Origin of the sequence: Helicobacter canis (assembly GCF_008693005.1) — a bacterium.
GTDB lineage: Bacteria > Campylobacterota > Campylobacteria > Campylobacterales > Helicobacteraceae > Helicobacter_B > Helicobacter_B canis.
The window spans coordinates 78,819-105,806 of record NZ_VXKE01000016.1 but is presented as its reverse complement, the minus strand read 5'-3'; the positions used below and the strand labels follow the sequence as shown (position 1 = coordinate 105,806).

27 protein-coding genes are annotated in these 26,988 nt (G+C 45.9%); 4 read left to right on the top strand and 23 right to left on the bottom strand.

All coding sequences use genetic code 11. The features are described from left to right. Positions 1 to 29 precede the first annotated feature (29 nt). The gene (ileS, locus tag F4V45_RS05735; RefSeq protein ID WP_150337449.1) at positions 30 to 2,777 is read left to right on the top strand and encodes an isoleucine--tRNA ligase; all 2,748 of its coding nucleotides are present in this window, start codon (positions 30 to 32) and stop codon (positions 2,775 to 2,777) included. Further along, a complete protein-coding gene (gene hisH / locus F4V45_RS05730) occupies positions 2,753 to 3,385 on the top strand; it encodes an imidazole glycerol phosphate synthase subunit HisH (RefSeq protein WP_246145183.1) in 633 nt (210 codons plus the stop codon). The genes ileS and hisH overlap by 25 nt, the downstream gene beginning before the upstream one ends. Here hisH and F4V45_RS05725 read toward each other — a convergent pair. The 16 genes from F4V45_RS05725 to F4V45_RS05650 are packed head-to-tail and all read right to left on the bottom strand — an operon-like array spanning position 3,377 to position 17,573. Next, positions 3,377 to 4,009, bottom strand: coding sequence for a LysE family translocator (locus F4V45_RS05725; protein ID WP_170235189.1), 633 nt, complete (start codon positions 4,007 to 4,009; stop codon positions 3,377 to 3,379). The two genes, hisH and F4V45_RS05725, sit on opposite strands and share 9 nt — an antisense overlap. 9 nt (positions 4,010 to 4,018) lie before the next feature. Further along, positions 4,019 to 4,456 (bottom strand): Fur family transcriptional regulator, encoded by a 438-nt coding sequence (locus F4V45_RS05720; protein ID WP_023930069.1) that lies wholly within the window; start codon positions 4,454 to 4,456, stop codon positions 4,019 to 4,021. An 8-nt stretch (positions 4,457 to 4,464) separates the two neighbouring features. Continuing rightward, positions 4,465 to 4,713: a DUF5408 family protein gene (locus tag F4V45_RS05715; protein ID WP_150337447.1), complete on the bottom strand. Its 249-nt coding sequence runs from the start codon at positions 4,711 to 4,713 to the stop codon at positions 4,465 to 4,467. Continuing rightward, a complete protein-coding gene (locus F4V45_RS05710) occupies positions 4,710 to 5,546 on the bottom strand; it encodes a metal ABC transporter permease (protein WP_150337446.1) in 837 nt (278 codons plus the stop codon). Before F4V45_RS05710 ends, F4V45_RS05715 begins: the two co-directional genes overlap by 4 nt. Before the next feature lie 23 nt (positions 5,547 to 5,569). Continuing rightward, positions 5,570 to 6,925: an FAD-dependent oxidoreductase gene (locus F4V45_RS05705; protein ID WP_023930066.1), complete on the bottom strand. Its 1,356-nt coding sequence runs from the start codon at positions 6,923 to 6,925 to the stop codon at positions 5,570 to 5,572. Next, positions 6,915 to 7,679, bottom strand: coding sequence for a metal ABC transporter ATP-binding protein (locus F4V45_RS05700; protein ID WP_150337445.1), 765 nt, complete (start codon positions 7,677 to 7,679; stop codon positions 6,915 to 6,917). The genes F4V45_RS05705 and F4V45_RS05700 overlap by 11 nt, the downstream gene beginning before the upstream one ends. Then, positions 7,679 to 8,554, bottom strand: a complete 876-nt coding sequence (locus tag F4V45_RS05695; RefSeq protein ID WP_150337444.1) for a metal ABC transporter solute-binding protein, Zn/Mn family — start codon at positions 8,552 to 8,554, stop codon at positions 7,679 to 7,681. Before F4V45_RS05695 ends, F4V45_RS05700 begins: the two co-directional genes overlap by 1 nt. Continuing rightward, the gene (locus tag F4V45_RS05690; protein ID WP_150337443.1) at positions 8,551 to 9,873 is read right to left on the bottom strand and encodes an SH3 domain-containing C40 family peptidase; all 1,323 of its coding nucleotides are present in this window, start codon (positions 9,871 to 9,873) and stop codon (positions 8,551 to 8,553) included. Before F4V45_RS05690 ends, F4V45_RS05695 begins: the two co-directional genes overlap by 4 nt. Beyond that, positions 9,873 to 10,238, bottom strand: a complete 366-nt coding sequence (locus F4V45_RS05685) for an arsenate reductase family protein (protein ID WP_150337442.1) — start codon at positions 10,236 to 10,238, stop codon at positions 9,873 to 9,875. Before F4V45_RS05685 ends, F4V45_RS05690 begins: the two co-directional genes overlap by 1 nt. A gap of 7 nt (positions 10,239 to 10,245) precedes the next feature. After that, the gene (locus tag F4V45_RS05680) at positions 10,246 to 10,740 is read right to left on the bottom strand and encodes a low molecular weight protein-tyrosine-phosphatase (protein ID WP_246145148.1); all 495 of its coding nucleotides are present in this window, start codon (positions 10,738 to 10,740) and stop codon (positions 10,246 to 10,248) included. Position 10,741: 1 nt separating this feature from the next. Further along, positions 10,742 to 11,614 carry a hypothetical protein gene (locus tag F4V45_RS05675; RefSeq protein ID WP_150337441.1) on the bottom strand — a complete coding sequence of 291 codons (873 nt, stop codon included), beginning with the start codon at positions 11,612 to 11,614 and terminating at the stop codon, positions 10,742 to 10,744. Positions 11,615 to 11,622: 8 nt separating this feature from the next. After that, complete coding sequence (locus tag F4V45_RS05670) at positions 11,623 to 12,840, bottom strand: N-acetylmuramoyl-L-alanine amidase family protein (protein WP_150337440.1); 1,218 nt, start codon at positions 12,838 to 12,840, stop codon at positions 11,623 to 11,625. A gap of 6 nt (positions 12,841 to 12,846) precedes the next feature. Continuing rightward, a complete protein-coding gene (locus tag F4V45_RS05665; protein WP_150337439.1) occupies positions 12,847 to 13,938 on the bottom strand; it encodes a nitronate monooxygenase in 1,092 nt (363 codons plus the stop codon). A gap of 12 nt (positions 13,939 to 13,950) precedes the next feature. Beyond that, entirely contained in the window at positions 13,951 to 15,159 is a 1,209-nt protein-coding gene (gene tyrS / locus F4V45_RS05660) for a tyrosine--tRNA ligase (protein WP_407925332.1), read from the bottom strand. 28 nt (positions 15,160 to 15,187) lie between these two features. Continuing rightward, positions 15,188 to 17,329, bottom strand: coding sequence for a RelA/SpoT family protein (locus F4V45_RS05655; RefSeq protein ID WP_150337437.1), 2,142 nt, complete (start codon positions 17,327 to 17,329; stop codon positions 15,188 to 15,190). 28 nt (positions 17,330 to 17,357) lie between these two features. Continuing rightward, positions 17,358 to 17,573: a DNA-directed RNA polymerase subunit omega gene (locus F4V45_RS05650; protein ID WP_023930054.1), complete on the bottom strand. Its 216-nt coding sequence runs from the start codon at positions 17,571 to 17,573 to the stop codon at positions 17,358 to 17,360. 130 nt (positions 17,574 to 17,703) lie between these two features. Between F4V45_RS05650 and F4V45_RS05645 the strand changes: the two genes are divergently transcribed. Next, positions 17,704 to 19,152, top strand: a complete 1,449-nt coding sequence (locus F4V45_RS05645; protein ID WP_150337436.1) for a CCA tRNA nucleotidyltransferase — start codon at positions 17,704 to 17,706, stop codon at positions 19,150 to 19,152. A 9-nt stretch (positions 19,153 to 19,161) separates the two neighbouring features. Further along, the gene (locus tag F4V45_RS05640) at positions 19,162 to 19,740 is read left to right on the top strand and encodes a ribonuclease HII (RefSeq protein WP_023930051.1); all 579 of its coding nucleotides are present in this window, start codon (positions 19,162 to 19,164) and stop codon (positions 19,738 to 19,740) included. On the opposite strand, the gene F4V45_RS05635 is transcribed toward F4V45_RS05640, so the two are convergent. The 7 genes from F4V45_RS05635 to F4V45_RS05605 form a co-directional block, all read right to left on the bottom strand. Then, a complete protein-coding gene (locus F4V45_RS05635; RefSeq protein ID WP_150337435.1) occupies positions 19,715 to 21,460 on the bottom strand; it encodes a hydrogenase small subunit in 1,746 nt (581 codons plus the stop codon). The two genes, F4V45_RS05640 and F4V45_RS05635, sit on opposite strands and share 26 nt — an antisense overlap. 36 nt (positions 21,461 to 21,496) lie before the next feature. Continuing rightward, entirely contained in the window at positions 21,497 to 22,828 is a 1,332-nt protein-coding gene (locus F4V45_RS05630) for a UDP-glucose dehydrogenase family protein (protein ID WP_150337434.1), read from the bottom strand. 81 nt (positions 22,829 to 22,909) lie between these two features. After that, on the bottom strand, positions 22,910 to 23,737 hold the full coding sequence (locus F4V45_RS05625) for a cysteine ABC transporter substrate-binding protein (protein ID WP_150337433.1): 828 nt from the start codon (positions 23,735 to 23,737) through the stop codon (positions 22,910 to 22,912). Positions 23,738 to 23,804: 67 nt separating this feature from the next. Continuing rightward, entirely contained in the window at positions 23,805 to 24,761 is a 957-nt protein-coding gene (locus tag F4V45_RS05620; RefSeq protein ID WP_023930047.1) for a thiamine pyrophosphate-dependent enzyme, read from the bottom strand. A gap of 21 nt (positions 24,762 to 24,782) precedes the next feature. Next, positions 24,783 to 26,006, bottom strand: a complete 1,224-nt coding sequence (locus F4V45_RS05615) for a 2-oxoacid:ferredoxin oxidoreductase subunit alpha (protein WP_150337432.1) — start codon at positions 26,004 to 26,006, stop codon at positions 24,783 to 24,785. Positions 26,007 to 26,009: 3 nt separating this feature from the next. Beyond that, positions 26,010 to 26,408, bottom strand: a complete 399-nt coding sequence (locus tag F4V45_RS05610) for a 4Fe-4S dicluster-binding protein (RefSeq protein ID WP_023930045.1) — start codon at positions 26,406 to 26,408, stop codon at positions 26,010 to 26,012. 16 nt (positions 26,409 to 26,424) lie between these two features. Beyond that, the gene (locus tag F4V45_RS05605; protein ID WP_150337431.1) at positions 26,425 to 26,985 is read right to left on the bottom strand and encodes a pyruvate flavodoxin oxidoreductase subunit gamma; all 561 of its coding nucleotides are present in this window, start codon (positions 26,983 to 26,985) and stop codon (positions 26,425 to 26,427) included. Positions 26,986 to 26,988 lie beyond the last annotated feature (3 nt).

Below are 26,988 nucleotides of genomic sequence, written 5' to 3'. Positions count from 1 at the left end.
ATTTAAGCCAAATCAAAGGACATCACAATATGGACTACAAAGACACGCTTTTGCTCCCAAGCACCACCTTCCCAATGCGAGGGAATCTCCCGCAAAATGAGCCACAAACCTACCAAGCTTGGGACACTAAACAATATGCCTATAACACAATGCGCCTAAACAACGCCAACGCAAGCGAGTCTTTCACACTTCACGATGGTCCTCCCTATGCCAATGGGCATTTACACATAGGGCACGCGCTTAACAAGATTCTAAAAGACATCATCGTTAAACTACACTATTTCCAAGGTAAAAATATCCGCTACACACCCGGCTGGGACTGCCACGGACTGCCCATAGAGCAGCAAGTAGAAAAGGAGCATAGCAAGTCTCATCTCTCCACAAGTGCTTTCCGCGCGCTATGCAGGAAGCACGCCGATACTTTTCTCTCAATCCAAAAGCAAGAGTTTAAAGACTTAGGCGTGCTTGGGGACTTTGCCAACCCTTATAAAACAATGGACTTTAGCTTTGAGGCAAGTATCTACCAAGTGCTAGCACAAGTCGCGCAAAAGGGCTTACTAGCGGAGCGATCAAAGCCGATTTTTTGGAGCTGGGCGGCGCGATCTGCACTTGCAGAAGCAGAAGTAGAGTATAAAGATAAAGAAGATTACTCAATCTTTGTGGGATTCCCGCTCACGCAAGAGAGCCTTAAAGCCCTAAAGCTTGATAGCCTAGACACGCACAGCCCTATCCAAGCAGTGATTTGGACAACTACTCCTTGGACTCTCCCGGCAAACCAAGCTATCTGCCTACACCCAAATGAGCCATATATAATCACACAAGAAGGCTATATTATCGCCAAAGCCCTGCTAGAATCTATCGTGCAAGAAGGCATAAGCAAGGGCAAGATTCTAGCAGAGCTGCAAGGCAGCGCGTTTGAAAACCACCACGCGCTAAATCCCTTAAACGACAGAGATTCACTGCTAATTGTAGGTGAGCATGTGCAAATGAGCGGCGGAAGTGGGCTAGTGCATAGCGCGCCCGGACACGGAGAAGAAGACTACTTTGCTTGCTTGAAATATGATGTAGAAGTGATTATGCCCGTTGATGATCGCGGGTGCTATGATGAGAGCCTGAAGCACAAGAGGCTATTTAGGGCAGCTGATGTGGAGCAATTCATCGGTATGCATGTCTTCAAAGCTAATGAAAAGATCCTCCCCCTACTTGGCAAACACTTGCTAAAGAGTGCGAAGTTTATCCACTCCTATCCCTACTGCTGGCGCACGCACGAGCCTGTGATCTACCGCGCGACAAAGCAGTGGTTTATCCTTATGGATAAGCCCTACCATAATGGCAAAACGCTGCGCCAAGTCGCCCTAGAAGCCATTGAAGCCACGACTTTCTACCCAGAATCTGGGCGCAATAGAATCCGCACAATGATAGAAAACCGCCCTGATTGGTGTATCTCAAGGCAGCGTGCTTGGGGCGTGCCCATTGCATTTTTTATCGAAAAATCTAGTGGCAAAGCACTTTTAGATTCTAGCGTGCTAGAGCATATTGCTAGTATCTTTAAAGAAAAGGGCTGTGATGCGTGGTGGGAGCTAGATAATGCCGCCTTGCTCCCAGAATCTTACAAACACAGAGCAAATGAGCTAGAGAAATGCCAGCATATCCTTGATGTGTGGTTTGATAGCGGCAGCACTTGGTTTAGCGTCTTGCAAAGTGGATTCTACGATGCTGGAAGCTTCCCAGCAGATATGTATTTAGAGGGCAGCGATCAGCATAGGGGGTGGTTTCAAAGCTCCTTGCTTCTAAGCTGTGCGCTCAATGGATGCGCTCCTTATAAATCAGTGCTGACACACGGCTTCACAATGGATGAGCGCAGTGAGAAAATGAGCAAATCCAAGGGCAATGTAATCCTCCCGCAAGAAGTGCTAAAGTCCTATGGCAGCGAGATTCTGCGCCTATGGGTCGCACTAAGCGATTATCAAAGTGATCAAAAAATCTCTAAAAATATCCTGCAGCAAGTAAGCGAGCAGTATAAAAAGCTCCGCAATACTCTGCGCTTTTTACTAGCAAACTGCAACGACTTGCAAGCCCTAAGCAAGCAAGAAGAGCTAGGGCAAATCGATCGCTTCATTATAAAGCTTGCTAGAATCTGCTTTGAGCGTGTGCAAGCGGAGTTTAACGCCTACAATTTTGCAAGCGGCTTACAAATACTTATGCACTTTATCACCAATGAGCTAAGCGGGATCTACCTTGACTTGTGCAAAGATAGCCTATACTGCGATAGCCCAGATGACAAGGGGCGCAGAGCGAAGCAGAGCGTTATGGCAGTGATTGCAAGCAACCTATGCGCCTTACTTGCGCCAATCCTTACTTATACAATCAATGAAGCGTTGCAGCACGCCCCAGAAATTATCCGCCAAGGCTCAAGTGATGTATTTACCTTGCGCACACTTGCACTCTATGATGTAGAGCCAGATAGCGACTTTGACTTCTTAATCCAGCTGCGCAATAAATGCAGCGAGCTTTTAGACACGCTTAAAAAGGATAAGCGCATTAAATCAGGGCTTGAGCTATGTATAAGTGGGGATTTTGGAGATTTCACAGAGATAGCACAATGGCTGATCCTAAGCGACTGCGCGCCACAAGATCAAGTAGGGAGCTTTGTCATAAATGGCAAGACTTTCACACTTTCTACAAGCTCTAAATCTCGCTGTGAGCGATGCTGGAGATATATGGCAGAGAGTGAAAGTGATCTGTGCAAGCGATGTCAGGCAATCTTAGCACGATGAAGCTTGGGGTCATCGACTATGGCGCAGGGAATCTAGGCAGCCTGCGCAACGCCTTTGCAAAACTGCACCAAAGCGCACAATGCATCACAGATCCAAGCGAAGTGGATTCTTGCGATAAGCTGATACTGCCGGGCGTTGGGGCATTTGGCGATGTGCGCGCACTCATTAGGCAAAGGGGATTTGATGAAGCAATTACGCGCTATGCTGCAAGTGGTCGCTATATTTTAGGGGTGTGCTTAGGTATGCAGCTGCTTTTTGACAAAAGCTATGAGTTTGGAGAGCACCAAGGATTTGGGCTTATAGCAGGTGAGATCACGCGCTTTTGTAATGCACCTAGAGTCCCGCACATCGGCTGGAATCGATGCTTTTTCACACAAGAAGGAGCTAGCCACGCACTACTGCGCGATATTGATGATGGGGTGTTTTTATACTTTGTGCATTCCTACCACGCGTGCTTAAGTGATGATAGCACAGCCCTTGGAGTGTGTGATTATGGCGATAGATTCCCAGCCATAGTGGCAAAGGACAATATCCTAGGTATCCAGCCCCACCCAGAGAAAAGCCACAGTGCAGGCTTACAAATCTTACAAAACTTTCTCTCAATGTAGAAAAATATCCACGCCCCTATACCCCAAAGAGCAAGCAAAGCCGATAAAGAGCACCGCACTTATGCGATCAATCCACAAAAACACGCAAGCATTAAGCCATTTGCGCACATACAACCCCACTAAAATCACGCTTACAAACCCACTTACTAGAGAGCAAAATAGCACAAAAAGCCCCAGCTCAAAGCCCTGATTTGCAAAAGGAGCCACCACCACGACAAAAAACAAAATCGCCTTTGGGTTAGAGAGATTGACCCCTAATGCCTGAAAAAATCCTGCTGGCTTTGCTTGTGTGTTTGCCCCTAGAATCTGTGTAAGATCGCTAGGAGACGATGCACGCAGAATCTTATAGCTAATATACCCAAGATATATCGCACCAAATATGCTAAGCAAGCCCTGCGCTATGGGCTGGCTCATCATATACGCAAACCCAAAATACACAAGGCTAAGAAATACCACCCACCCACAAGCAATCCCACTAAGTGCAATAAAAGCAGACCTTGCTCCAAAGGTTATGGTATTGCGCAAAATCAGTAAAATATCTGGACCCGGAGTGATCGCCCCCACATAGCCTATGACAAACACAGCTATATAGAGATTCCCAAAAGATATGTCGCTAACTGCCACTATATTCCCCTAGATCGCACAGCTATCACACACCCCAATACACACAGCCGATACATCAAAGAGTCTATATCCTGTCTTTTCCATACATCTATCCAAAAGCTCACCTGCATCAACATACACATCTTGCAATTTACCGCATTTCTCGCAACTTACATGGATATGCTTATCACTAGCTAGCTCATACTTTTGCTTTTGATTTGGGGGCTTAATCTCTCGCAAAATATCTGTCTCACTCAGTGTGGCGACATTCTTATATACCGTGGCTAAAGAAATGCTAGGGTGGAGTGTGCGGATATGGCGATAAATCTCCTCTACTCCAATATGCCCATTTTCTTGGATAAGCTGCAAAATCGCCAGCCTTTGTGGGGTGGATTTGAGATTTTTCTTATGCAAAAGCTCCTTGAAGCTTGCTGCTGTATGCGCAGCCTCCTTGTGATACATTCCCATACTTGCTCCTATTTTTTTACAGATTCACTCACAGATTCACCCTTGGCTTGCTCCACAGGCTTACCCTCTTCATTTTGTGCTAAGGCTTGCTCTAGCACATACAGTTTGCGACTAAGCTGCGCACTTGCAGTGATTTGTGTCATCATCACATAAATATTGATCATAAGTAAAACCACCGCAAACATTCCAATAAATATCACAATCTTCATCGATTTTTTTGCCACACTAAGTGCTAGCTCGCTATCTGTTTGTTTCATACTACTCCTTTGGTGTGTAAAAAGCCCACTGCAAAGCGCAGACCAAGCGCGCAGACAAATACCCCCACTGACACAAGCACAATACAAGCTCCAAGCGCGACATCATACACAAAAGAAATCAATATGCCACCGCACATACACAGCAGACAAACCCCAATAGATAAGCAAAACTGCATAGCAAGATTCCGTGCAAACATCATCGCAATATATGCTGGGATAGAAAGCATAGAAATCACCAATATCAATCCGCCAGCACGCATACCAAGCACCACGCCAAATGCCGTTAAAATAAATATCGCGCTAATAAAAAGCTTCGTGGAAACTCTCTTTAATCGGCTAAACTCCATATCATACAACACACATAAAATCTCGCGATAAAAAAGCGACACAAACACAACAAGCACAATATCAAAGCATAAAAGCGCGTAAATATCTTCTGCAGTGCTAAAAGCAAGTGCTCCAAACAAATAGCTCTCCATACTAATTTTATAGCCGGGTGTGAGCTCTATAAGCACCACACCAAGAGCCATTCCAAACGCCCAAGCAATAGCGATAAAAGTATCAAGCCTGCCCCTGTGCCAGAGAGTCGCATAGAGCAAAAACAAAGCCATAGCAAGTGCAGCTCCTAATGCCCCTAGCAGCACACTGCAGCCAAAAAACACCGCCACACCCACACCGCCAAACGCAGCGTGTGCGACACCGCCTGCAAGAAACACGCTTTTATTCGCCACAATTAGCGAGCCGATCAATCCAGCACCGACACTTAAAAGCAGTGCAGTGATTGCGATATTTTGCATAAACACAGAAAACAAAGGCGATAAGCTCTCAAGCACAAGCACTCCAAGCTCGCTAGAATCTAGGATTCTAGCTCTTCGGGTGATAAATCACGCAAGAAACGCTCCTTATCAAAAGTCGCTTGCAAATATGCTGCGATCTCTTGCGCATCAACAAAGGCATTTTGCAAGCAGCTTGTCGCCCCCGGAGATGGTGTCATATTGAATGTAACGCCCTTGTTTGTGATGATTTTCTTCTCGCCAAGCTCTAGCTGCTTTTGTGTCCTATCAACTACTTGAGGGCGCACTTCGCCATAGCCTTCTGCATACTCAATATCATTAAGCTTAAGCGATGGGATAAGCTTCTGCGCATCTTTAAGGAAAAGTCGCTTGCCAAAATACGGCAGCTCAAATATAACATTCTTAAACACATAGGATCTAATATCAGAATCTTTAAGCAAGTCCAGCAAAACACCAAACACTTCCCTGTGGAAATCAACCTTCCCTAGCTCAAAGCTAATACCACTATACCAATGCTTTGATCGCTCAAGCTTAGGCATAGCAATGGCGGTTGGTCCAATTCTCGTCCTGCCAGAAGCACTAATATCTGGGTCTCCATGCACTGCTGCAAATGGTAGCTTTGGATTTTGCACCATATAGACCTTGCCTTTTAGCAAATCAGGCACGAAGTAGAAACTCCCAGCAATTGGCAAGCACCCAAGATCAGTGCCATAGCCCATAGACTGCGCTAGCACAAGCGAGTATGACCCAGCATTGACAAGCACAAACTTAGCGGTAATCACTTCACCACTTTTTGAGATGAGATAGTAGCCATCATCGTTGCGCTTAATCTCTTTGACCCAAAAGTTTAAAAATACCTTATTGTTTGGGTTTTTCTCTTGGGCGCGCGCGGCGAAATCCTTACTCAAGCCCTCAAAATCCATCGCGCACCACGCTTCTCTATACCCAGAGCCTACGACATTTTCAGGGCGATCACTCTTCCCATCACTTCCTAGGATCACACTTGGCTCGATCTCTTTAATCGTTTGCTTATCAAACCACTCTAAATCCGGAAACACGGATAAGAACTCTTGATGTCGCTTTTGCATAAACTCACATTCTGCATCACCTACACCAATTGCCATTTTTTGTGTTTTAAAAATGACTTGATTTTGGAGCTTATGTTTTAGCGCGTAGTTTGTAACTTTTTGTGCAGCTAGCTTGACCTTTTTTGCCTTTTGTGCGGTGTAGTTTGTCTCGATTGAGCCATCGTGGATTGTTTGTGAGTTTGCGCGCACATTGGAGCTTACCATAGCGATATTGGGGCATTTATCGACCATAGCGACACTCTTTATATCTGTATATTCACTCAGCGTCCAAAACAACGCGCACCCAGACACACCAGCACCAATAATCACAACATCAAAATTATTCTCCATTCTCACTTCTCCTTAGACTCTTTTCGCAAAGTTTGTCAAATAAATCGACTTCGCAAATATGCCCCTCTGTATCTAGGGCACTTTGCACTCTAGGAATCGTGTGTTCAATGACTTCTTTATCCACAAATAGCGCACGATTGGCATAACCTAATAAAACCGATATGTGATGACTGATAAGGATTATAGTATGAAAATTGTTAATTTTTTTTAAACTTTTGTAAATTTGTGCCTGCATTTTTGTATCAATACTTGAAGTAGGCTCATCTAGGACAAGTAGCTTTGGCTCTCCGCACAATGCCCTAGCGATCAGCACTCTCTGTCTCTGCCCACCACTTAGCTCTGCGATAGCATTATGTGCTAAATGCGCTATCTCTAGCTTCTCCAATGCTTCTAGTGCCTTGTGCTTCTGCGCCTTTGTCGCCCTAAAACCAAAAAGCCTTGGCTGCATAAATCCCATTAGCACCACATCAAGCACACTAATAGGAAAATCAACATTAACACTAGTGTCTTGCGGGACATAGCCGATAAGGCTTTTTGCGTGATGTAGGCTTGGGCTTGGGTAAATAATCTCCCCAGAGCAGGGCGCAAGCAGCCCGATAAGCAGCTTTACAAGCGTGCTTTTACCCCCTCCATTAGGACCAATCACTGCTAGAAAATCATTTTCATATACAGAAAAGCTTGCATTCTCTAGTGCATTATGCTGCATACCATCATACATAAAGCTTAGATTCTCACAGCGTAGAATCTCGCGCATTACTGCTCCTTAATCTTGTGCGCAAATGCGTATAAACTCTCTTCCCAATTCTCATTAAGAGGGTCTAGAATCTCCACATTTAAGCCTAGCGTTTTAGCGATAGATTCTGCGCGCTCCTTGTCAAATTGCGGCTGGATAAATAGCGTGCGTATGTGCTTTTCTTCTATAAGCTTAGGCAAGCGGCTTAATGCCTTTAGCTTAATTTCCTTCCCATCTTCTTCTAAGGCAATTTCTTCAAGCCCAAATTCTTGCGCCAAATACCCAAATGCCGGGTGCAAGACCAAAAACGCCCTACCCCTCTGCCCTGCTAAGATTCTAGCAAGATCTAGCCCTATCCTATCGACTTGAGCGAAGAATGTAGCTAGATTCTTTGTGTAGCTCTCTTTGTGGGCTGGACTAATGGCACAAAGACTCTCATACATAGCTTGTGCCTGTGCTTTTGCAAGCTTCAAAGATAGCCAAATGTGCGGATCGTGCGTGTGCGGAGTAGAATCCAAATGCCTAGAATCTAAATGCGCAGAGTCGCTTGCGTGGTGGGACACTATATGTGCTAGATTCTCATATACTAAGGCGCGATTGTTACTCGCTAGGCGTGTTTGCAAGGCTCTCTCATAGCTCATACCCACGCCAAAGAATACTGCTGCTTGCATAAATGCTCGCGCTTGGCTGGGCTTAGGCTCATAAGTTTCAGGCGAGACATCAGCTGGCACCACGCTCCTTGCTTCCACACTATCGCCAGCAATGGCACGGACAAAGTAAAGCTGCGGCGGGACACTTACTAGCACAAGCGGCTTTTTGCCCCCGATAGATTCTGCTCCAACGCTACCAAGACTCACAAGCAGCACAAGCACGCAGTATCGAGCTATCGTCATCATTGCGGATTCTCCAATAAGTCATAAAAATTAGTAATGCCTGTAATTCTATCGAGTAAAAGTTTTTTAGAAAATATGCCATTATGCTCCTTGCCAGCATAAAGGCTTGTTACCACCACGCCTCCTAGCATATTTTTATACCTCCTAAATAGCGTGGAAGTTTTCACGCTCCACGCGCTATGCGCCACCATAGCCCTCCCCTGATACTCGCCAATATAGAGCATAATATGCCCCTTTAAGTAAAGCACGCTCCCAAAGGGAATGCCGTGTTCTATAATGTAACGCTCTTTTTGCTTGCGGCTTAGATGTGAGAGATCTTGCATACTCTTTTTCACCTGTGCTTGGGCGCGGGAATTGCGCGGGAGATAGAGCCCATAGTTAGCAAAAATATCGCGGATAAATGCCGAGCAATCCCTGCTTGCTAGGTAGCCTCCCCAGCCGTATTTATCCCCTAGCATTGTGTTGATAAGATCTGCGCTGCGCCCTTGACTAAAGCCCCTAGGGAAGCTTGCTATATCTTGTGCAGCGATAGTGGATTCTACAAGCTGCGCCCTACCCTGCATATCGCGCATTGGCACTAGGACTATATCACGCTCTTTTAGGCTTTTTACCACAGGGAAAATCTGCCCCACTCGCGCATTGGTGAGAAACTTACCCTTGTAATAAAGTGGGATATTATCGCGCATTGGCAGGATATAGGAAGCCTTTTGTAGTCGCGCGATTTGCTGCGCATCAACTAGCGCGACACTGCTTACTAGAATCCACCCAGAGACAAACCCGCTTTGTATATGCGCCCAACGCTTTGTTTTATCATAATGCGTAATCAGCACAGGCGTGCCGGCAAAAATCCACGAATTCTGCCATTGATCAAAAGGGAAGTCATCTTCTGTATCAAAGCGCATTTTTTCACTAGGCACAACACGGACATTGGTAGATTGCGTGATGATAGCCTTTTGCGCAGCACTAGGATAGCGCGCAATATCCATAGAATCCAAAATCCCTTGTGTAAATTCTTTAGAATTAGGCAGGCGATTCTCGCCAAATCCGAGCTTACTGCGTAAAGAGCCCTGCACCCAAAACACGCTTTTGACATTGGGGTTTGGCTTGGCAGACCAGGGGGAGAAATGCGCCTTTAAGTAGGCTTCTTTAAGCAAGCGCGTATCAAAGCTAGAGCCTGCAGGCTCATCTTTAGGCACTAGGTAAAAGCGCGCATCTTGGGGGTATTTGCTGAGATCTTTTGCTATGGTGGTTACCTGCTTTTTAGCGCAGCCTACAAGCAGGCTAGCAAGCAGGCAAAAAATCAAAAAGTGGATTCTAGCCATTAGCCAAACACTTCTGCCAAGCGGCTTTCATCAAAGCCCACAAGCACTTGCATAGCACTTGCGGAGCTAGGTTTATAGACAATCACAGGGCGTTTGATAAGGAGTGGATACTCTAGCATTATCTGCTGCTTTTGCGCAGGGCTTAGGGCGCGCTCCTTTAGCCCAAGCTTTTTATAAGTCGCACCCTTTGTGTTAAGTAGCACTTCTATCCCCACTTCCCCTATAAGCCACTCCAAAAAGCCAAAATCTAAAGGCGTGGTTTTCCAATCGACAAACTCGTGTGGCAAGTTTTTAGATTCTAGGTATTTGCGTGCCTTTTGCACACTGCCGCAAGTTTTAATCCCATATATAGTGATTGCTTCCATACAGCTCCTATCTCTTAAATCGTCCAAGCAAGTCGGCTATGCCATTTTGTAACATTGCATAGACTTTTTTAAACCCATCTGCCCCACCATAGTAGGGGTCAGGCACTTCTGCTCCACCTAGCCCAAAATCTCCTAGCAAGACAATCTTGTGGCTCTCAAAGCCCATAGCTTTTAGTGCGGCAAGATTGCTCCTATCCATAGCGACAAACAAATCCACATCACTATGGGTATAAGGACTCACCTGCTTGCTTGTGTAATGCGCTATATCAATGCCATTTTCTCGTGCGATGGCGATTGAGCGCGCATCGATAGGATCGCCATTGTGAAACCCAGAAGTCCCAGCTGATGAAAACTCTAGGCTCGGCGTGTTTGGAGCTTGCGTATATAGTGCATTTGCAATGCCTTCTGCAAGCGGCGAGCGACAAATATTCCCCAAGCACACAAACACAATATGCACCCTCTCTTGCTCACACAACTGCGTAAGATAGGATTCTAGCTCCACTTTAACGCTCCTTTTTTAATAGGCTTTTTAAACTGCTAGGCTTGATATTTCCGTGTGCTGAAGCATACATCCACTCACCACACCACGCCATAAGCCCAATGATAAGAAAAATCGTGCGCGCATTAGTGTAGTCAGCTTGCGCGATTATCTTTGAGCATAGAGAAAACACCAGCACCCCCACCACAAGCCACAGCAAATTCGCATACTCATAGAATCCAAACAGCTCAGCATTGCGATATAGCACCACCACCACACACAAGAATCCAAAGTAAAATAGCCATAAATCAATGTATAAAAGCGGATTAGACTTGCCATAATAGGGCTGTATCGCATAGGCAAAAAGCACAAACAATGTCGTATTGATACTTGGCATATACGCACTAAGCCACTCGCCCCATTTATTAAAGATATTTAAGCGGATCTTACACGCGGGCAAAGCAAGCGGTAAGATGATAAAGCACACATACACAAACACATACACACTAATATCCGCCATCTTCCACAAAACCACCCCACCAAGCGTATCGCTAAAAGCATAGGCGATTTCATCGGGCTGATTTTGCATAACACCCTTAGTAATGCGGAAAAATAGCACAAGCAGCACAATTACTCCGACAATAAGAGCTACGACCTTTTCTGTCGTGTTATGTCTCTTGCGGCGGATAGAGTAGGCGATAAACACCCCACACATTAGCACAAAACAAACTAGCAGGAGATTGCTAGTAAAATCATACGCCCTATGGGGATAGGAAAATACCAAAAAAAGCTGGGAAAATGTCGCACTAAGGCTTGATACAATCAATGAAAGCAGCACAAACACCACAAAAAAGAAAAACAACGAAGAAAATAGAATCTTACTCTCAACACCCTTCATACTCTATCCTAAAAGTTTTTCGCAACAAACCCATCAATCCCATCAGCGATCCCTATGGCTAAGGACTTTTGATAGGCGTCATCATTTAATCTTGGGGCTTCAATAGGGCTAGAATTATAGCCTATTTCTATCAACACTGATGGCATTAACGCGCCAGCTAGCACCCAAAATGGACCCTCTCGCACCCCACCATCTGTAACACCCTGATATTTTTGACGCAATCTTTTTAGAATCCCATATTGAATATCGATTGCTAGCTTATTGGAAGCAAGCAGGCGATGAGAGTTTAGCGAGTTTAAAAATGTCTGCTTAGAAAAATAATTCATCACATCAATGTCGTCTTTGTTTTCTTGCTCTGCAACATCGCGCGCACGATCACTTCTAGCAGTGGATAAAAAGTAAGTCTCCACGCCTTTTGGAGATTTTTTCGCACTCTTTGGGACGGAATTAGCGTGGATTGAGACAAACAAATCTGCATTTTTGGCATTAGCAAAATCGGTGCGCTCTTTGAGATTAAGATAGACATCTTTATCGCGCGTCATATAGGTGGTGTAGCCGCGCTTTTTTAGCTCTTTGTTTAAGTGCGTGGCGACTTTTAGCACGATATGCTTCTCGCACACTTTGGTAACGCCAAGCGTGCCGCAATCCTTACCGCCGTGCCCTGCGTCAATCACAACCTTATAGCCTTTCTTTGGCTTTGGAGACAAGGCTTGCTTAGGGGGTGGTGGGCTTGGCTGGGTGGATTCTATGGGCTTTGTAGGAGATGGCACAGAAGATGGTGTGGGGGACTTTGTAGGTGGCTTTTGCTCTTGCTTGGGCTGGGTTGGCTTGGGTGTTGGCTTTGGGGTGGCTTTGGGGCTTTGGGTGGATTCTGGGATTTTATCCACAAAGGATAGGTAGAGATTATTTTGCACAAGCTTGATTTGGTAGATGACACCATTGCCATTAGTGATGACAAAACGCGTGATTTGCGGAGTGTTTTGTGCAATGGTTACTTGCGCATTACGGGGGAAAAAATACACCTTCTTGCCATTATCCAGCACGGCTTTTATATCGATATACACAGCATTGTTAGAGATTTTTACCGGCTTTAGATCAATGTCCTCGATATTTGAAGAAAATACGACCTTTAAGCTACTTGCACCAAATGGGATAGAGCTTGTGATATGCAGCCCATAAGTCTTAGCGATACAAATGCCTAGCACAAAGACAAAGACTCGCCACACCCACCATTATCCTTGTGTGAGTTCTTCTATAAGCTCTTTTACGCTAATGATTTTTTGGATTCTATGCCCATTGGCACCGCTAAAATACAGCCCTTCTGCCTTATCGCCCAAATGCCCTTTGCCCAGACTATCTGCGATGCAATAGCCCACCTTTTTAGCCTCTACTCCTCTGTGGCAAGGAGCTACGCAGTTGCTCACACACCGCACTTTTGGGGCATTGCCCTCTTCTAATCGCTTTAGCACCCCTATGCGCAACGCCCTAGCAGGGTAGCCCACAGGAGACTTCACAAGCTCAATATCTGCTTCTTGGATATGGGGCATAATCTCTTGATACGCCTTGGCATCGCACTCTTTTGTGCCTAAAAAGCGTGTCCCCATCTGCACGCCACTTGCCCCAAGTGCTAGAAACTTATCAATATCATCTCTATCCCAAACCCCACCTGCTGCGATAATGGGAATATTGCCCCAATTTTTGGCTTCTTGGGCAATTTGTGGGACAATGGATTCTAGCTGAAACTCTGGCTTAAAGCAGTCTTCGTATTTAAAGCCCTGATGCCCTCCGCTTAAAGGTCCCTCTACCACAACCGCATCTGGGACGCGCTTGTATCGCTCTTCCCAACGCTTGCAAATAATCTTTAACGCCTTGACAGAAGAGACAATAGGCACTAGTGCTACATTGGGGAAATTCTTCGTAAATTCTGGCATATTTGTAGGCAGCCCAGCTCCTGTTACAATGATATTTGCCCCAGCTTCGCACGCATCGCGCACCACGCGCCCATAGTCATTGATAGCGTGCAAAATGTTTGCGCCAAGCGGATTGCTCCCGCAGATTTTACGAGCATTGGCAAAGATCTCATTAAGCGCAGTTTTGGAGTAGAAATTGATCGTCTCAAAGGGCTTATTATGCACAAGTTTTTCGACAAACTGCATCTTTTTATAATATCCAGTGCCCACAGCAGAAATAATACCCAAAGCTCCTTCTTTAGCGACACTTCCAGCCAGCTCGTCCCAGCTTATCCCCACGCCCATACCGCCTTGGAAAATGGGGATCTTTATCGTATGTTTTCCTATTGTTAATGGTTGCAAAGGTTTTTTCATTCTTCTAAATCCTTATCGTATAATAGCTCTTAAAAACCTGCGCTTACCGATTTGAATGATGTATTCCCCGCTTGTAAGCTTGAGATTTTCATCAACAATCTTTTGCTGGTCGATCTTAAGTGCGCCTGCTTGTATATCTCGCCTAGCTTGAGAAGTAGAAGAGCAAAGCCCACCCTCTTGTAGCACCTTGCAAATCCAAACACCAGAGTCAAACTCCCTTGTCGCAATCTCACTTGGCATCTCCTTTTGAGCAAAGACCTTTTCAAACTCCTCCTGTGCAGATTCTGCGACACTCTCATCATAGAATCTAGCAGTAATCTCAAAAGCCAATGCCTGCTTCACAGCCTTTGGGTGCAAGCTTCCTAGCTCTACACCCTCGCGCAAAGATTGCAGCTCATCTAGCGATTTGCTACTCAAAAGCTCATAATATTTCCACATAAGCACATCAGAAATGCTCATTATCTTAGCATACATTGTATTAGGTTTTTCTGTAACGCCAATGTAATTCCCCAGAGACTTGCTCATTTTCTGCACACCATCTAGCCCTTCTAGTAAAGGCACGGTTAAGACAGACTGCTCTTTAGCAAGCCCATAAGCGCGCTGCAAGGTGCGCCCCACGAGGAGATTAAACTTCTGGTCATTGCCACCTAGCTCAATATCACAATTAAGCGCGACAGAGTCATAGCCCTGCAAAAGCGGGTAGATAAACTCAATAATGCTAATGGGTAGATTCTCTCTATAACGCTTAGTGAAGTCATCACGCTCAAGCATTCTTGCCACAGAAAACTGCGCGGTAAGCTGCACGAGTCCAGTGATACCAAGCGCATTGATCCAAGTGGAGTTAAAGCATACTTGCGTATGTGTAGAATCTAGCACTTTAAATACCTGCTCCTTATAGGTTGCGGCATTTTGCTCCACTTCTTCGCGTGAGAGTTGCTTGCGCGTTTGCGTCTTGCCACTTGGATCACCAATAGTAGCCGTAAAATCACCAATAAGAAACTTCACATCACCGCCATAGCGTTGAAAAGTCGCAAGCTTTGATAGCAGCACCACATGCCCCAAATGCAAATCCGGCGCAGTAGGATCAAACCCAGCTTTTACGATAAATCGCTCCCCCGTGGTGAAAAATCTCTCCACAAGACTTGCGATGTATTCTTCCCCGATAAACTCACTAGCCCCTCTTTTAATCTCTAACATAGCCCGCTTCGTGCTTTCTTTGATCTCTTGTGGCGATAGCATACGATACCTTTCAGTTTTGATACGCGTCTTTAAAATTAGCAAAATCTATAATGGCAAACTTGCTTGAGAGCAGCTCTTTTATGCGTTTATGGCTTGTATCTTCGACATCAAACACAACCTCACAATAAAGCGATGGTGCCTGCCTATCATAGCCACAATAATTGATCCCTATTACATTGCACCGCTCTTTTGCCAGCACTGATAAGAATGCCACCAAAGCACCTGTCCTATCATCTAAAGACACGATGACTTTATACGCCTTTTTATTGACCTGCGCCCATTTAGCAAACACCATCTGCTCACCCTTATCAATGGCTTCGCTTAGCTTATCACAAAGCTTATGGTGGATAATTGCCTTTTGATTACTAAGGACTGCCATCATAGAGTCCCCATACTTAGGGCGGCAGCAGTAGTCAAATGCCACGCCATTAATCGTGCGATTGCTGATGAAGATAAAGTTTTCTAGCTGGATTTGCTTGGGTGCTAGGACATTGAAGCGCACTTTTGCTAGCCAGTTCCCAAAGCTTTGTGTAATAGCAGTATATTGCTCTTGCAAATATTCTTCATCATACACACATCGCGCAAGGTTAGAATCCAAATTGCGCATAGAAAGGTAGCGAGCAAACACAGCAGAATCCTTGCTAAAAATCGTGGCTAAAATATTGACTCCAGCCTTTTTCTCTATCTCTTTTAGGCGATTTTGCGCTTGTATTTTTAGGTGATTTTTCGCGCGAGAAGTTTTGACCATATCAATCCAAGTGTATTTAGGCATTTCACTAGGGTCGCGGACGATTTTTACAATATCGCCAGATTTTAGCGTTTGCAGCAGTGATACTTGCTGATTGTTGATATAAGCACTCTTAGCCTGATCTCCAAGCTCACTATGGATCAAATAAGCAAAGTCAAGCACCACAGCCCCAGCTGGCAAGCTAAAGGTGTCGCCATTGGGCGAGAAGACAACTATATCTTCTCGATATAAGTCATTTTTAGCAAGCTCATAAAACTCTTCAATATCGTTGTTTTGGTATTGGAGATTTTGCAACCACTCAAGACTTGGGGTAAGCACGCCATCGCTTTTATACTTCCAATGTGCCGCGACCCCAAACTCCGCATTTTTATGCATATCAAAAGTGCGGATTTGCACTTCAAATACATGCGACTTGTCAAAGATTGTCGTGTGGATTGTTTGGTAAGCATTTTCCTTAGGCAGAGCGATATAGTCCTTAAAGCGTGAGATGATAGGCTTAAATGCCAAATGCACAAGCCCTAGAATCTTATAGCACTCAATGGTCGTTTTTACTAGAATCCTAACTGCTAGCAAATCTAAAATCTCATCAATCCCAACGCCCTTGCGCTGCATTTTTAGGTAGATAGAATATGGTCGCTTAATCCTACTCTCTAGCACAAACTGCGTCTCATCAAAGCCATTTTGCAAAAGTAGCTGCTGGATTTTGTCCTCAAACTCATTAAGCTGCAAAAACAAGGGCTGGTTGTTGTTCTTCAAAAAGTCTTGTATCTTTTGATACTCTTGGGGGAAGATGTATAAGAAGCTTTTATCTTCTAGCTCATTTTTGATACTAGAAATCCCAAGTCTATGGGCGATTGGCGCATAGACGACAAGCGTTTCCTTTGCCTTGCGCTGCCGCTTTTCCTCGCTCATTGCCCCAAGTGTTAGCATATTATGCAAGCGATCGCAGATTTTTATCACAAGCACGCGCGGATCATTCACTGCGGCAATAAGCATTTTTCTAAAAGTAAGTGCCGCTACTGCTAGGCGTTGGTTAGCAGCTTTCTCCCCTAGCTCTTCTGCTTGGATTTCATCGATTTTGGTAAGTCCATCTACAAGCTGGGCGACAGACTCACCAAAATCCACTTCCACACTTGTAAGATCAATATCTGTATCTTCCACCACATCGTGCAAGAGCGCGGCACACACCATCGCCTCATCGCCACCATAGAATGCCACCAAGCACGCCACACACAGCGGATGCACGATATAAGGCTCTCCTGTTTGACGGAACTGCCCCTCGTGGCTCTTTTGCGCACAAACAATAGCACGCTGGATATTTGGCGTAATTTCACAAAGACTTGCAAGCAGCTCTTTTGCCTGCGAAAAAGTCCTTAGCTCTTGAACTTGCGTAAAAATTTCCAAACGCCACTCCTATGCGCGCGCGCAAATATCAATCCATCTCTTCAATACGCTCTAAAACAAGCTTCCCTTCAGCGATCTCACGCATAGCTACATCAGCTAGCTTTTCAAGCTTAAGATTTGCTCCTACGAGATTTGGCGCGCCATTATTAAGCTGCTTCACACGCTTAAATATCATATTTGCAAGCACATAGCGATCATTATTGACTTGCTCCAAAGCCTTTGCCGCGATTTGTTCTGTCCTCATACTCTATCCTTCAGTGTTTGCATTAAAGTTTGTAAAGTCTTTATTGTATAATAAATCTCCTTAAACTCCACACACTTCTACGCTATTGTGTTTTTAAGCGTGATTATCTAAAGTTGTGTTAAAGGCTCTTATGCGCGCTAGCTCCATTACTATCCCACAATTTGTGCAAGAGATTATTACTCATCTGCATACCCACCACTTTCAAGCCTTTGTCATAGGAGGCTGCGTGCGCGATAGCCTACTTGGAGAGAAGCCTAAAGATTGGGACATCACCACAGATGCCACGCCAAAGCAAATCCAAGCAATTTTCGCTAAGAGTTATAAGCTTATCACTCTAGGGGAGCGATATGGGACGATAGGCATTATCACAAACGCAGCGGCTGGCATTTGCGTAGAGATCACAACCTTTCGCCTAGAATCTAGCTACACCAATAGCCGCCACCCAAGCAATGTCTCCTACACCACCGACTTACTCCAAGATCTTAAGCGTAGAGATTTTACCTGCAATGCCCTAGCCTATAATCCCTATCTACCAACTCTCCACCACCTAGACTCATCTGCCCCCAACTCACCCTTACAAGACAAAATGCAAAAAGTAGATTCTAGTGCTTATGCACTCTATCATCGCTATATGCCCTATATCTGCGATGGTGTTTGTGACTATGTAAGTGGGCTAGCAGATATTGCTACGCGCACTTTGCGCTGTGTGGGCGATGCTAATGCGCGCTTTAGTGAAGATGCTTTGCGCATATTGCGAGCATTGCGCTTCCAAGCGCAGCTAGGCTTCAGCATAGAATCTAGCACGCGAGCTGCATTGTTTGCCAATGCCAAAAAGCTTAGCCAAATCAGCGCGCAAAGGAAGCAAGAAGAGTGGAGCAAGATCCTTTGTGCCAAGCACATCACAAGCGCGATTATAGGCTTTGGCGCAGTGTGGGCAGAAGTGTTTAGAGAGTTTGCAAAGTCTCTAGTCGCGCTAGATTCTAGCCCAAGTGCGCAAATGCTCACCACTCTTGCCACACTAGAATCCATAAACAAAAACCCAAACTTATGTATGGTCTCCATAGAATCTATACACACAGACTCTGCCCTAAGCCTACGCTTAAGTCTGTGGTTTTACGCGCTAGATTCTAGCCTAGAGCAAGCCACAAGCTCCCTGCAAGCCCTAGGCTATAAATCGCGTATTATCTCGCTGTGTCAAACACTCCTATCCCACGCCAATCTCCCAAGCCACCAAAGCCTAGAATCCACTAGAATCCTAGCTAGAGATATAGGGCTAGACTCTCTCGCACTTGTGGGTGAGTTTATCGCGCTAATCTATGGCAAGCACTATGCCACGCCACTAGCCAAGCACCTAAGCACAATCCGCACACAAAAGCTCTGCTACAATCTAGCCACCCTAGCACTAAATGGCGATGATCTCGCCGCGATCGCGGATTCTATGGGCATAGTGCTACAAGGCAGAGAGATTGGCAGACTTTTGCGCACTTTGCTTGATGAAGTGATTTGCTCGCGTGTGCCAAATGCCAACGACACACTTCGCGCGCGCGCAAAAGAGCTTATCCAAGCTAGTCTAAACTAAGGAGCATTTATGGGGCTAATTTGTGGGATTGATGAAGCTGGGAGAGGCTGCATAGCTGGCTCGCTGTTTATCGCAGGCTTTGTATGTGAAGAGGAGCAAGAGCTTTTCTCACTTGGCATAAAAGATAGTAAGAAACTATCAAAATCCAAACGCTTTGCACTAGAATCCACTTTGCGCGATAATTTCGCCACCTATATCGTGCAAAAGTCCGCCGCGCAAATTGATACACAAGGACTAAGCGTGCTGATCAAAGAAGCATTAGAGGAGATTATGGAGCATTTTAGCCCACTATGTAGTCGCTTCATTTTTGATGGCAACACAAGCTTTAATGCCAGCCCCCCAAGCGGCACGCAATTAGAAACACTAATCAAAGGCGACACACTTGTAGCAGCGATTTCTTGCGCTTCGATTTTGGCAAAATGCGCCAAAGATAGAGAAAGCCTAGAGCTAGATAAGCAATTCCCACAATACGGGCTGGCAAAGCACTGCGGCTATGGGACCAAGGCACACTATGAAGCAATCAAGCACTATGGGCTAAGCCCGATCCATCGCGCAAGCTTCCTTACGCGCCTTGGACTTGAGCGATGATGGGCTTATGCCTTGTGCGCAGGGGCTTTAGCAATGCGCGTGTAAAAGACTCACACGCAAATAGCTCTCCTTGCAAGTAAATAGCTCCTTGCACCTGCCATTTTCCAAGCAAGTCCGCAAAAGCACCGCCTAGATCACTCACTATACTAAAGCACACCCCATAGCTATCAAGCCCACCTATGCGATAGGCAAGCATATTACTTAATGCCTTACTAGAATCTAGCACTAAAGTTTCGCCACTCTCCTTCCACTTAAAGCCAAGCGGACTTATATGTGGGTAGGCAAACTGCTCTGCTTTAGCCAAAAGCTCTGCCCCAGCTTGCGCCAACATCTCTAAAGACTCTAGCCCTTCTAATAGCCCATAATAGCCCCCAAGCCACGCAAGCAAATCGCTTGAGCTAAGGCTGGTGCTAGGCAGGGCGCGCACACTTGTATAGGCAGATTCTAGGGCGGCTTTGTAGTTTTCTACTAGGCGCGCACCTTGCTTGCCTTTAGATTCTAGGGTGGAGAGCATTAAGGCTGGGTTTATCTCCATAGGTGCAAGCTCATAGCGCACCAAGGTAGAATCACTCTGGGCTATGCGATACACCACACTAGAATCTAAATCCAGCAGCACGCCACTATTTGCGCGCACTTCTTCAAGTAGCGCACTCTCATCAAAATACTCCGCTCTTGTGGTGATAGAATCTAGCTCCAAGCGTGGCGCAAACTTTGGCACAAAGCCTTGAATGCTCGCGTTGCTTATGGGCTCTTCAATCAGCCCAAAATTATCCCAGAAGTTTGGCTCACTGCAGCCTATACAGCCGTGCCCTGCTTGCACGGGCCAGCTTGTCTTGGCATTAAACTTCACCTTTGGGCAGTTGTTGAAAGTATAGGGACCCTTGCAGCCAACTTTATAGAGACAATAGCCCTGCGCCATTGCAGGGTCATCAAAGCTCTCCACAAAATCCCCAGAAAGAAACGCCCCCCTACGCTCGCATAAATCATGCACACTCTTTGCATACGCCCATAATGGTCGCTTAAGCTCATCTAGTGGCGGTAGCTCACCTAGCAAATATACATAGAGCAAATTGCCGATGATATTTTTATCGCTTGGTGGGCAGCCGGGTATATGCATAATCTCTTGAGAAAACACTTCGTGCAAGGCAAAGCTATTGGTTGGATTTGGGTGCGCGCTTTGTATCCCACCATAGCTTGAGCAAGTCCCCACGGCAAAGACTGCTTGGGCGTGCTGGATCAAATGCGCAGCCTCTGCATAGCCACTTTTGCCACCAAGGGTGATGTATTCTTCTTGCGCGCCCATACTCACGCTTCCTTCTACAAGCAAAATGTATGGCGTTTGCGCAATAGATTCTAGGATAGCTTGGGCATTATGCCCGCTAGCAGCTAGCACTAAGTCGTGATAATGCAGCCTAAACACATCAAAAATCAATGTATCAAACCCCGGCTCTTCTGTGCGGAGCAAACTCTCACTGCACCCGGTGCATTCTTGCAAATGCAGCCACACAAGCCGCATATCGCCCATATATTCTAAAATCTCCACACAGCACTCAAGCAGCTTGCTAGGCACGCCAATGAGTGCGAGATTTTTAGCAATCCACGCGCGCGATCCTTCATCACTTAAACATACGCTCTTTGTCTTGCTTTGACGCAAATCTGCCAAGCGCGCTTGTAGCTTATCTTCAAGGCTCACACTAGGCTTGATAGCAATATCTCCCATACTCTCTCCTGTGGCAAGCTATGCCATAAGCGCAGATTATGCGCCCTGCACGCCAATTTGATAATACGCAAAGCCCCTAGACTCTAAATCAAGGCTATGGTAAATATTGCGCCCATCAAAGATCACAGGCGTGCGTAAAAGCTTTTTGATCTCATCAAAATCCGGGCTTCTAAACTCGCGCCACTCGGTAACAAGCACGAGCATATCAGCATTTTTTAGCGCGTCATATTTGCTTGTGGCAAAGGTGATAGAATCTAAACTTTCTCGCAGATAGAAGCGCGCCTGCTCCGTGGCTTTTGGATCATAGGCTTGGATTCTAGCTCCCCTGCTTACTAGCTCTTTTATCAACACAAGCGCACTTGCCTCGCGCATATCATCTGTCTCTGGCTTAAAGGCAAGCCCCCACACAGCGACAACCTTACCTGCAAGATCCTGCCCAAACTTCTTACAAATCTTTTGCACAAGTAGCTGCTTTTGCGCACTATTGACCTGATCGATTGCTTGTAAGATTCTAGGTGTGTAGCCGCTATCTAGGGCTGTTTTTTCTAAAGCTTTGACATCTTTTGGGAAGCAGCTCCCACCATAGCCACAGCCCGGATAGATAAAGCTATATCCTATGCGCGAGTCGCTGCCTATACCTTGGCGCACATCATTGATATTTGCCCCCACGCGCTCACAGATTTGGCTCATCTCATTGATGAAGCTAATTTTTGTCGCTAGCATTGCATTTGCCGCATACTTTGTCATCTCCGCAGATTCTATCCCCATAGCGATAAGGCGATCAGATTTGACCAAAAATGGCGCATACAAAGAGCGCATAACGCTTAGAGCTTTGGCACAATCGCTTCCTATCACCACGCGATCTGGGCTCATAAAGTCCTTAATCGCCACACCCTCTTTCAAAAACTCTGGATTACTCACTACGGCAAACTCTATATCCTTGCCCCTAGATTCTAGGGCTTTAGCGATGATTGAGCGCACTTCTCTAGCAGTCCCCACAGGCACGGTGGATTTATCCACCACCACCGCATAGTCATTTAAATGCTCGCCAATATCCTGCGCGACAGCGCGCACGAAGCGCAAATCTGCACTACCATCGTCGCCCATAGGCGTGCCAACAGCGATAAAAATCACTTCCGCTTGGCTAATAGCCTTAGGCTTTGAATCTGTGAAAGACAAAGTGCCTTTAGCTTGGTTTTCTACAATCATCTCACTCAAGCCCGGCTCATAGATAGGCACTATGCCCTTTTGCAGCTTGGCGATTTTGTCCTTGTCAATATCAAGGCAAGTTACATTATTGCCCATTTGTGCAAAGCACGCTCCAGCCACCAAGCCGACATACCCACTACCAATAATCGTAACTCTCATATCTCAATCCTTAAACCAAGCAACATAGCAACTTCACAGACACATAGCAGCCGCTTAAACCTACTTACACCAATGCACTTCCTACTCAAATGTTACATCGTGCGCTTCTACAAGATCGCCATAAATTGGCGCGAGTGTGTCTTCATAAGCCTTTAGTAGAAATTTATCTTTTTGCAATCGCGCCATTTCTTCATTAAGCCACTCCAGCAGCTCGGTATTACCCTTTTTGACTGCTGGGGCGATGACATCAGCATCTCCAAGCTCTTTAATCCCAACGGCAAAGCTTGGATTCTCTTTTGCCCAGGCAAAAAGCAGGGTATTATCGTGCGCCAAGGCATCACCCCTGCCATCTTGCAGGGCTGCGAAAGTCTCGGTATTTTGCTCAAACTTTAGCAGCTTGATTTCTGGGTGGTTTTTGCTAAAGTAAAAATCAGCGGTCGTGCCTTTATTGACAATGAGCGTTTTGCCTTCAAGATCTGTAATATCTGCGATCGCACCGCCTTTGCTCACCACCCCTAGTGCTACTTTCATATAAGGGCGAGCAAAATCCACTTGCTGCGCTCTCTCTTGCGTTTGCGTGAAATTTGCCATCATAATATCCACTTTATTGGACTTCAAAAACTCGATACGATTAGCCGCTTCCACAAGCACGAAATTTACCCTAGCTTCACTGCCAAGCAAATCTTTGGCAATTTGCTTGGCGATATACACATCAAAGCCAGCATTTTGCCCCTTTTCATCAACATAGCCAAAGGGCGGCTTATCACCAAAAACCCCGATAGTAACGCTATCCTTTTGCTTGATAGATTCTAGTGCGTTTGTGCCTGATTGGCTCTCGCCACACCCGCTTAACATAGCCATAGCCCACACAACCCCTAAGCCACAAATTACACGCAATGCATTTTTCATACGCTAGTCCTTACTTATTCTTTAAGCTATATCTTGCTACTAGATTCTAGCTAGAATCTAGTAGATCCTATCCTACTACAATCTTATTGGCTTCTTCCATTCTTTGCAAATGCTCCCATCGCTCATCGACTTCCTTTTGGAATTTTTCGATGATATGGGCATTTTCTGGCTTGAAGAGGTGCTTAAACCGCCCTTGCGCGCCCAGATAATCCCGCACAGGGATAATGTTTTTAGGACGATAGGTGATATGCACTTCTTTGCCATTGATGATCTCAAAAAGTGGGAACGCCAGAGAATCCACTGCAAGATCAGAGACATCAATTGTCTTATTAGACTCAAACCGCCACTCTGTCGTGCAAGCACTCATCGCGTTGATGAAAGTTGGTCCTTCTGTATCAATGGCTTGCTTAATCTTTTTGTTCATATCTTTCCATTTGTTTGGAGCGACTTGAGCGACATAGGGGCTGCCGTGCGCTGCCATTACAAAAAGCATATCCTTTTTGCGCTCCTTTTTGCCATAGCTAGCACTTCCAGCAGGTGTGGTAGAAGTGCTAGAGCCAATGGGCGTGGAGCTTGACCGCTGCCCGCCAGTGTTGGCATAGACTTCATTATCAAGGCAGATATAAGTCATATCGTGCCCGCGCTCAAAGCAGCCGCTAATAAACTGGAATCCAATATCATAAGTGCTGCCATCACCGCCAAAGGCGACAAATTTAGGCTTCTCGCCCTTATATCGCCCCTTTTTTGCCAATGCGCGATACATCGTCTCTGCTCCAGCTGCCGCAGTGGAGCCGTTTTCAAAGCCAATATGTATCCAAGGCACATCCCAAGAAGTGTGCGGATACACCGCTGTAGAGACCTCAAGGCAGCCCGTAGAATTGCCGATGACAATAGGACCTTCAACGGCATTGAGCACCTCTCTAATGATAATCCCGTGCGCACAGCCCGGGCACAAAATATGAGAGCCTTCAAACTTCTCTGCCGCTTTGGAAAATTGCTTTAAGTTTTTTACTTCTCTTACCATAACTTCTCCTTACAATTTCTCTTAATAAAAGCTCATTTTTGGACCGCGCAAGCCGATGAACTGCTGTGTGGGGTGCGTGAGCTTGCCAGCCTTAGCATTTGCATCTAGCTCGCGGAATATCTCCACTAAATCCACCTGCGTAATGTCGCGCTCACCTAAGCCATAGATATAGTTACTAAGCACAGGGTGCGTAGAATCTAGCACCTGATACAACGCCGCTCCAACTTCATTAAACAACGCCCCCATAGCACCAGCAGGCAAGCTCTTATCCATAATGCCAACCGCCTTTGTGTGCTTTAGTGCATCTCCTACAAGCGCGTAGGGGAATGGGCGGAATACTTTAAGACTCACAACCCCTGCTTTAATGCCATTTTTGCGCGCGGTTTTTGCCGCTACGCGAGCGGATTCTGCCGTGGTGCCAAGTGCGAAAATCGCCACTTCTGCATCGTCCATATCGTAAGTTTCTACGATTTTATGCTCTCTATTTGTGAGTGCTTTAAACGCGCTAAATGCTTCTTCTATGACAGCTTGAGAGCGCATAAGTGCATTGTGCAGCTGCGCTTTATGCTCATAGTGCCACTCTTCTTCTGCCTGCGCACCATAGGTAGCTGGGTGCTCGAAGTTAAAAAGAGAGTTTTTCTCCTTATACTCGCCGATAAAGCTGTATGCTTGCTCATCGCTTAAGGGGCGGACATTTTGCGCGGTGTGGGAGCATAGGAAGCCATCTTGATTGACAATCACAGGAATGCGCACGCGCATATCTTCAGCGATTTTAAAAGCTAGGAGATTAAGATCATAGGCATCTTGGGGGTTCATCGCACACAGATTGATCCAGCCCGCATCACGCCCTAGATACATATCTGAGTGATCGCCGTGGATATTAAGCGGTGAAGCAAGCGCGCGATTGACAAGATTTAGCACGATGGGCAAGCGCATACCAGAAGCTTGGTAAAGCACTTCTACCATAAGCGCAAATCCTTGCGAGCTTGTCGCTGTTGCCACGCGACCACCAGCTGCCGCTGCACCCACGCAAGCACTCATTGCTGCGTGCTCGGATTCTACAAGCAAAAACTCTCCATCAATGTAGCCATTACTCACAAATGTCCCATAGTTTTGCACGATAGGCGTTGAAGGCGTGATGGGATAGGCTGCGACTACATCGATTTGGGCTTGGCGCATCGCTTGGCACGCCGCCATATTGCCATCCCAAACAACTACTTTGTCAAGTTCCATAACTTTTGGCATAGCTTACTCCTCTCTCTTTTTCTTTTCTTCTTTGGCGGGCCACTTGCTAAGGGCTACTTCATTTGCCTCGTGGTTATTAAACATTAGCAGGGATTTGGGATTGGTCGGGCAGACATCTACGCACACACCACAGCCCTTGCAGTGCATATAATCCACGCCCTTTAGCTTCTCATCGCGCACCAAAATCGCCGCATCAGGGCAATACATCCAGCAGTTAAAGCAGTTGATACAAATCTCGCTATTATGCACAGGCTTATCGATTCTCCAATGCGCCACACTCGTGCCATAAGAGCTTTCTTTGGTATAGCTGCGCTCATTATTATGCTGGCGCAAAGTCTCTACCCCATCTTTTTCAAAGGGAAACAACACCGAGCCAATTTCTAACTCTGTCCAATCTTTCATCATTTACTCCTTGTGGTTATTTCACACTATCATACGCGCGCTGTATAGCTTCCATATTGGCATCAATCACTGCTTGTGGCAGCTTCTTGCCAAGCACTTTTGTGAAAGCCTTTTTGAAATAATCAAGCTCTAAAATCCCAGAAACCTTCACAAATGCACCAAGCATAGGGGCATTTGGGATTGGCTTGCCAATTGTGTCAAGTGCGATTTGAATACAATCAAGTGTGTAAAGTGTCTTGCCTTGCAAGTCAGGCTTTTTTGCGATCAGCTCTTCTTTGGAGAGATGGGTTGTGATGATATATTTTGTCTCTGGCTTATCATTAGCGCAAATATCAGTGATAAACACGATCCCCGGATCAATCACTAGCACATAATCTGGCTCCATAAACTTCTCGTGGTTCAAAATCGGCTCATCATCAATCCTATCATACGCACTCATCGCCGCGCCGCGTTTAGCCGAACCATAGAGCGCGAATGCCTGCACTTCTTTCCCTGTTGTTGCGATCACATCAGCGAGTCCTTTAGCACCTGTTACTGCGCCTTGACCCGCTCGTGAATGCCATCGTATCTCTAGCATAGA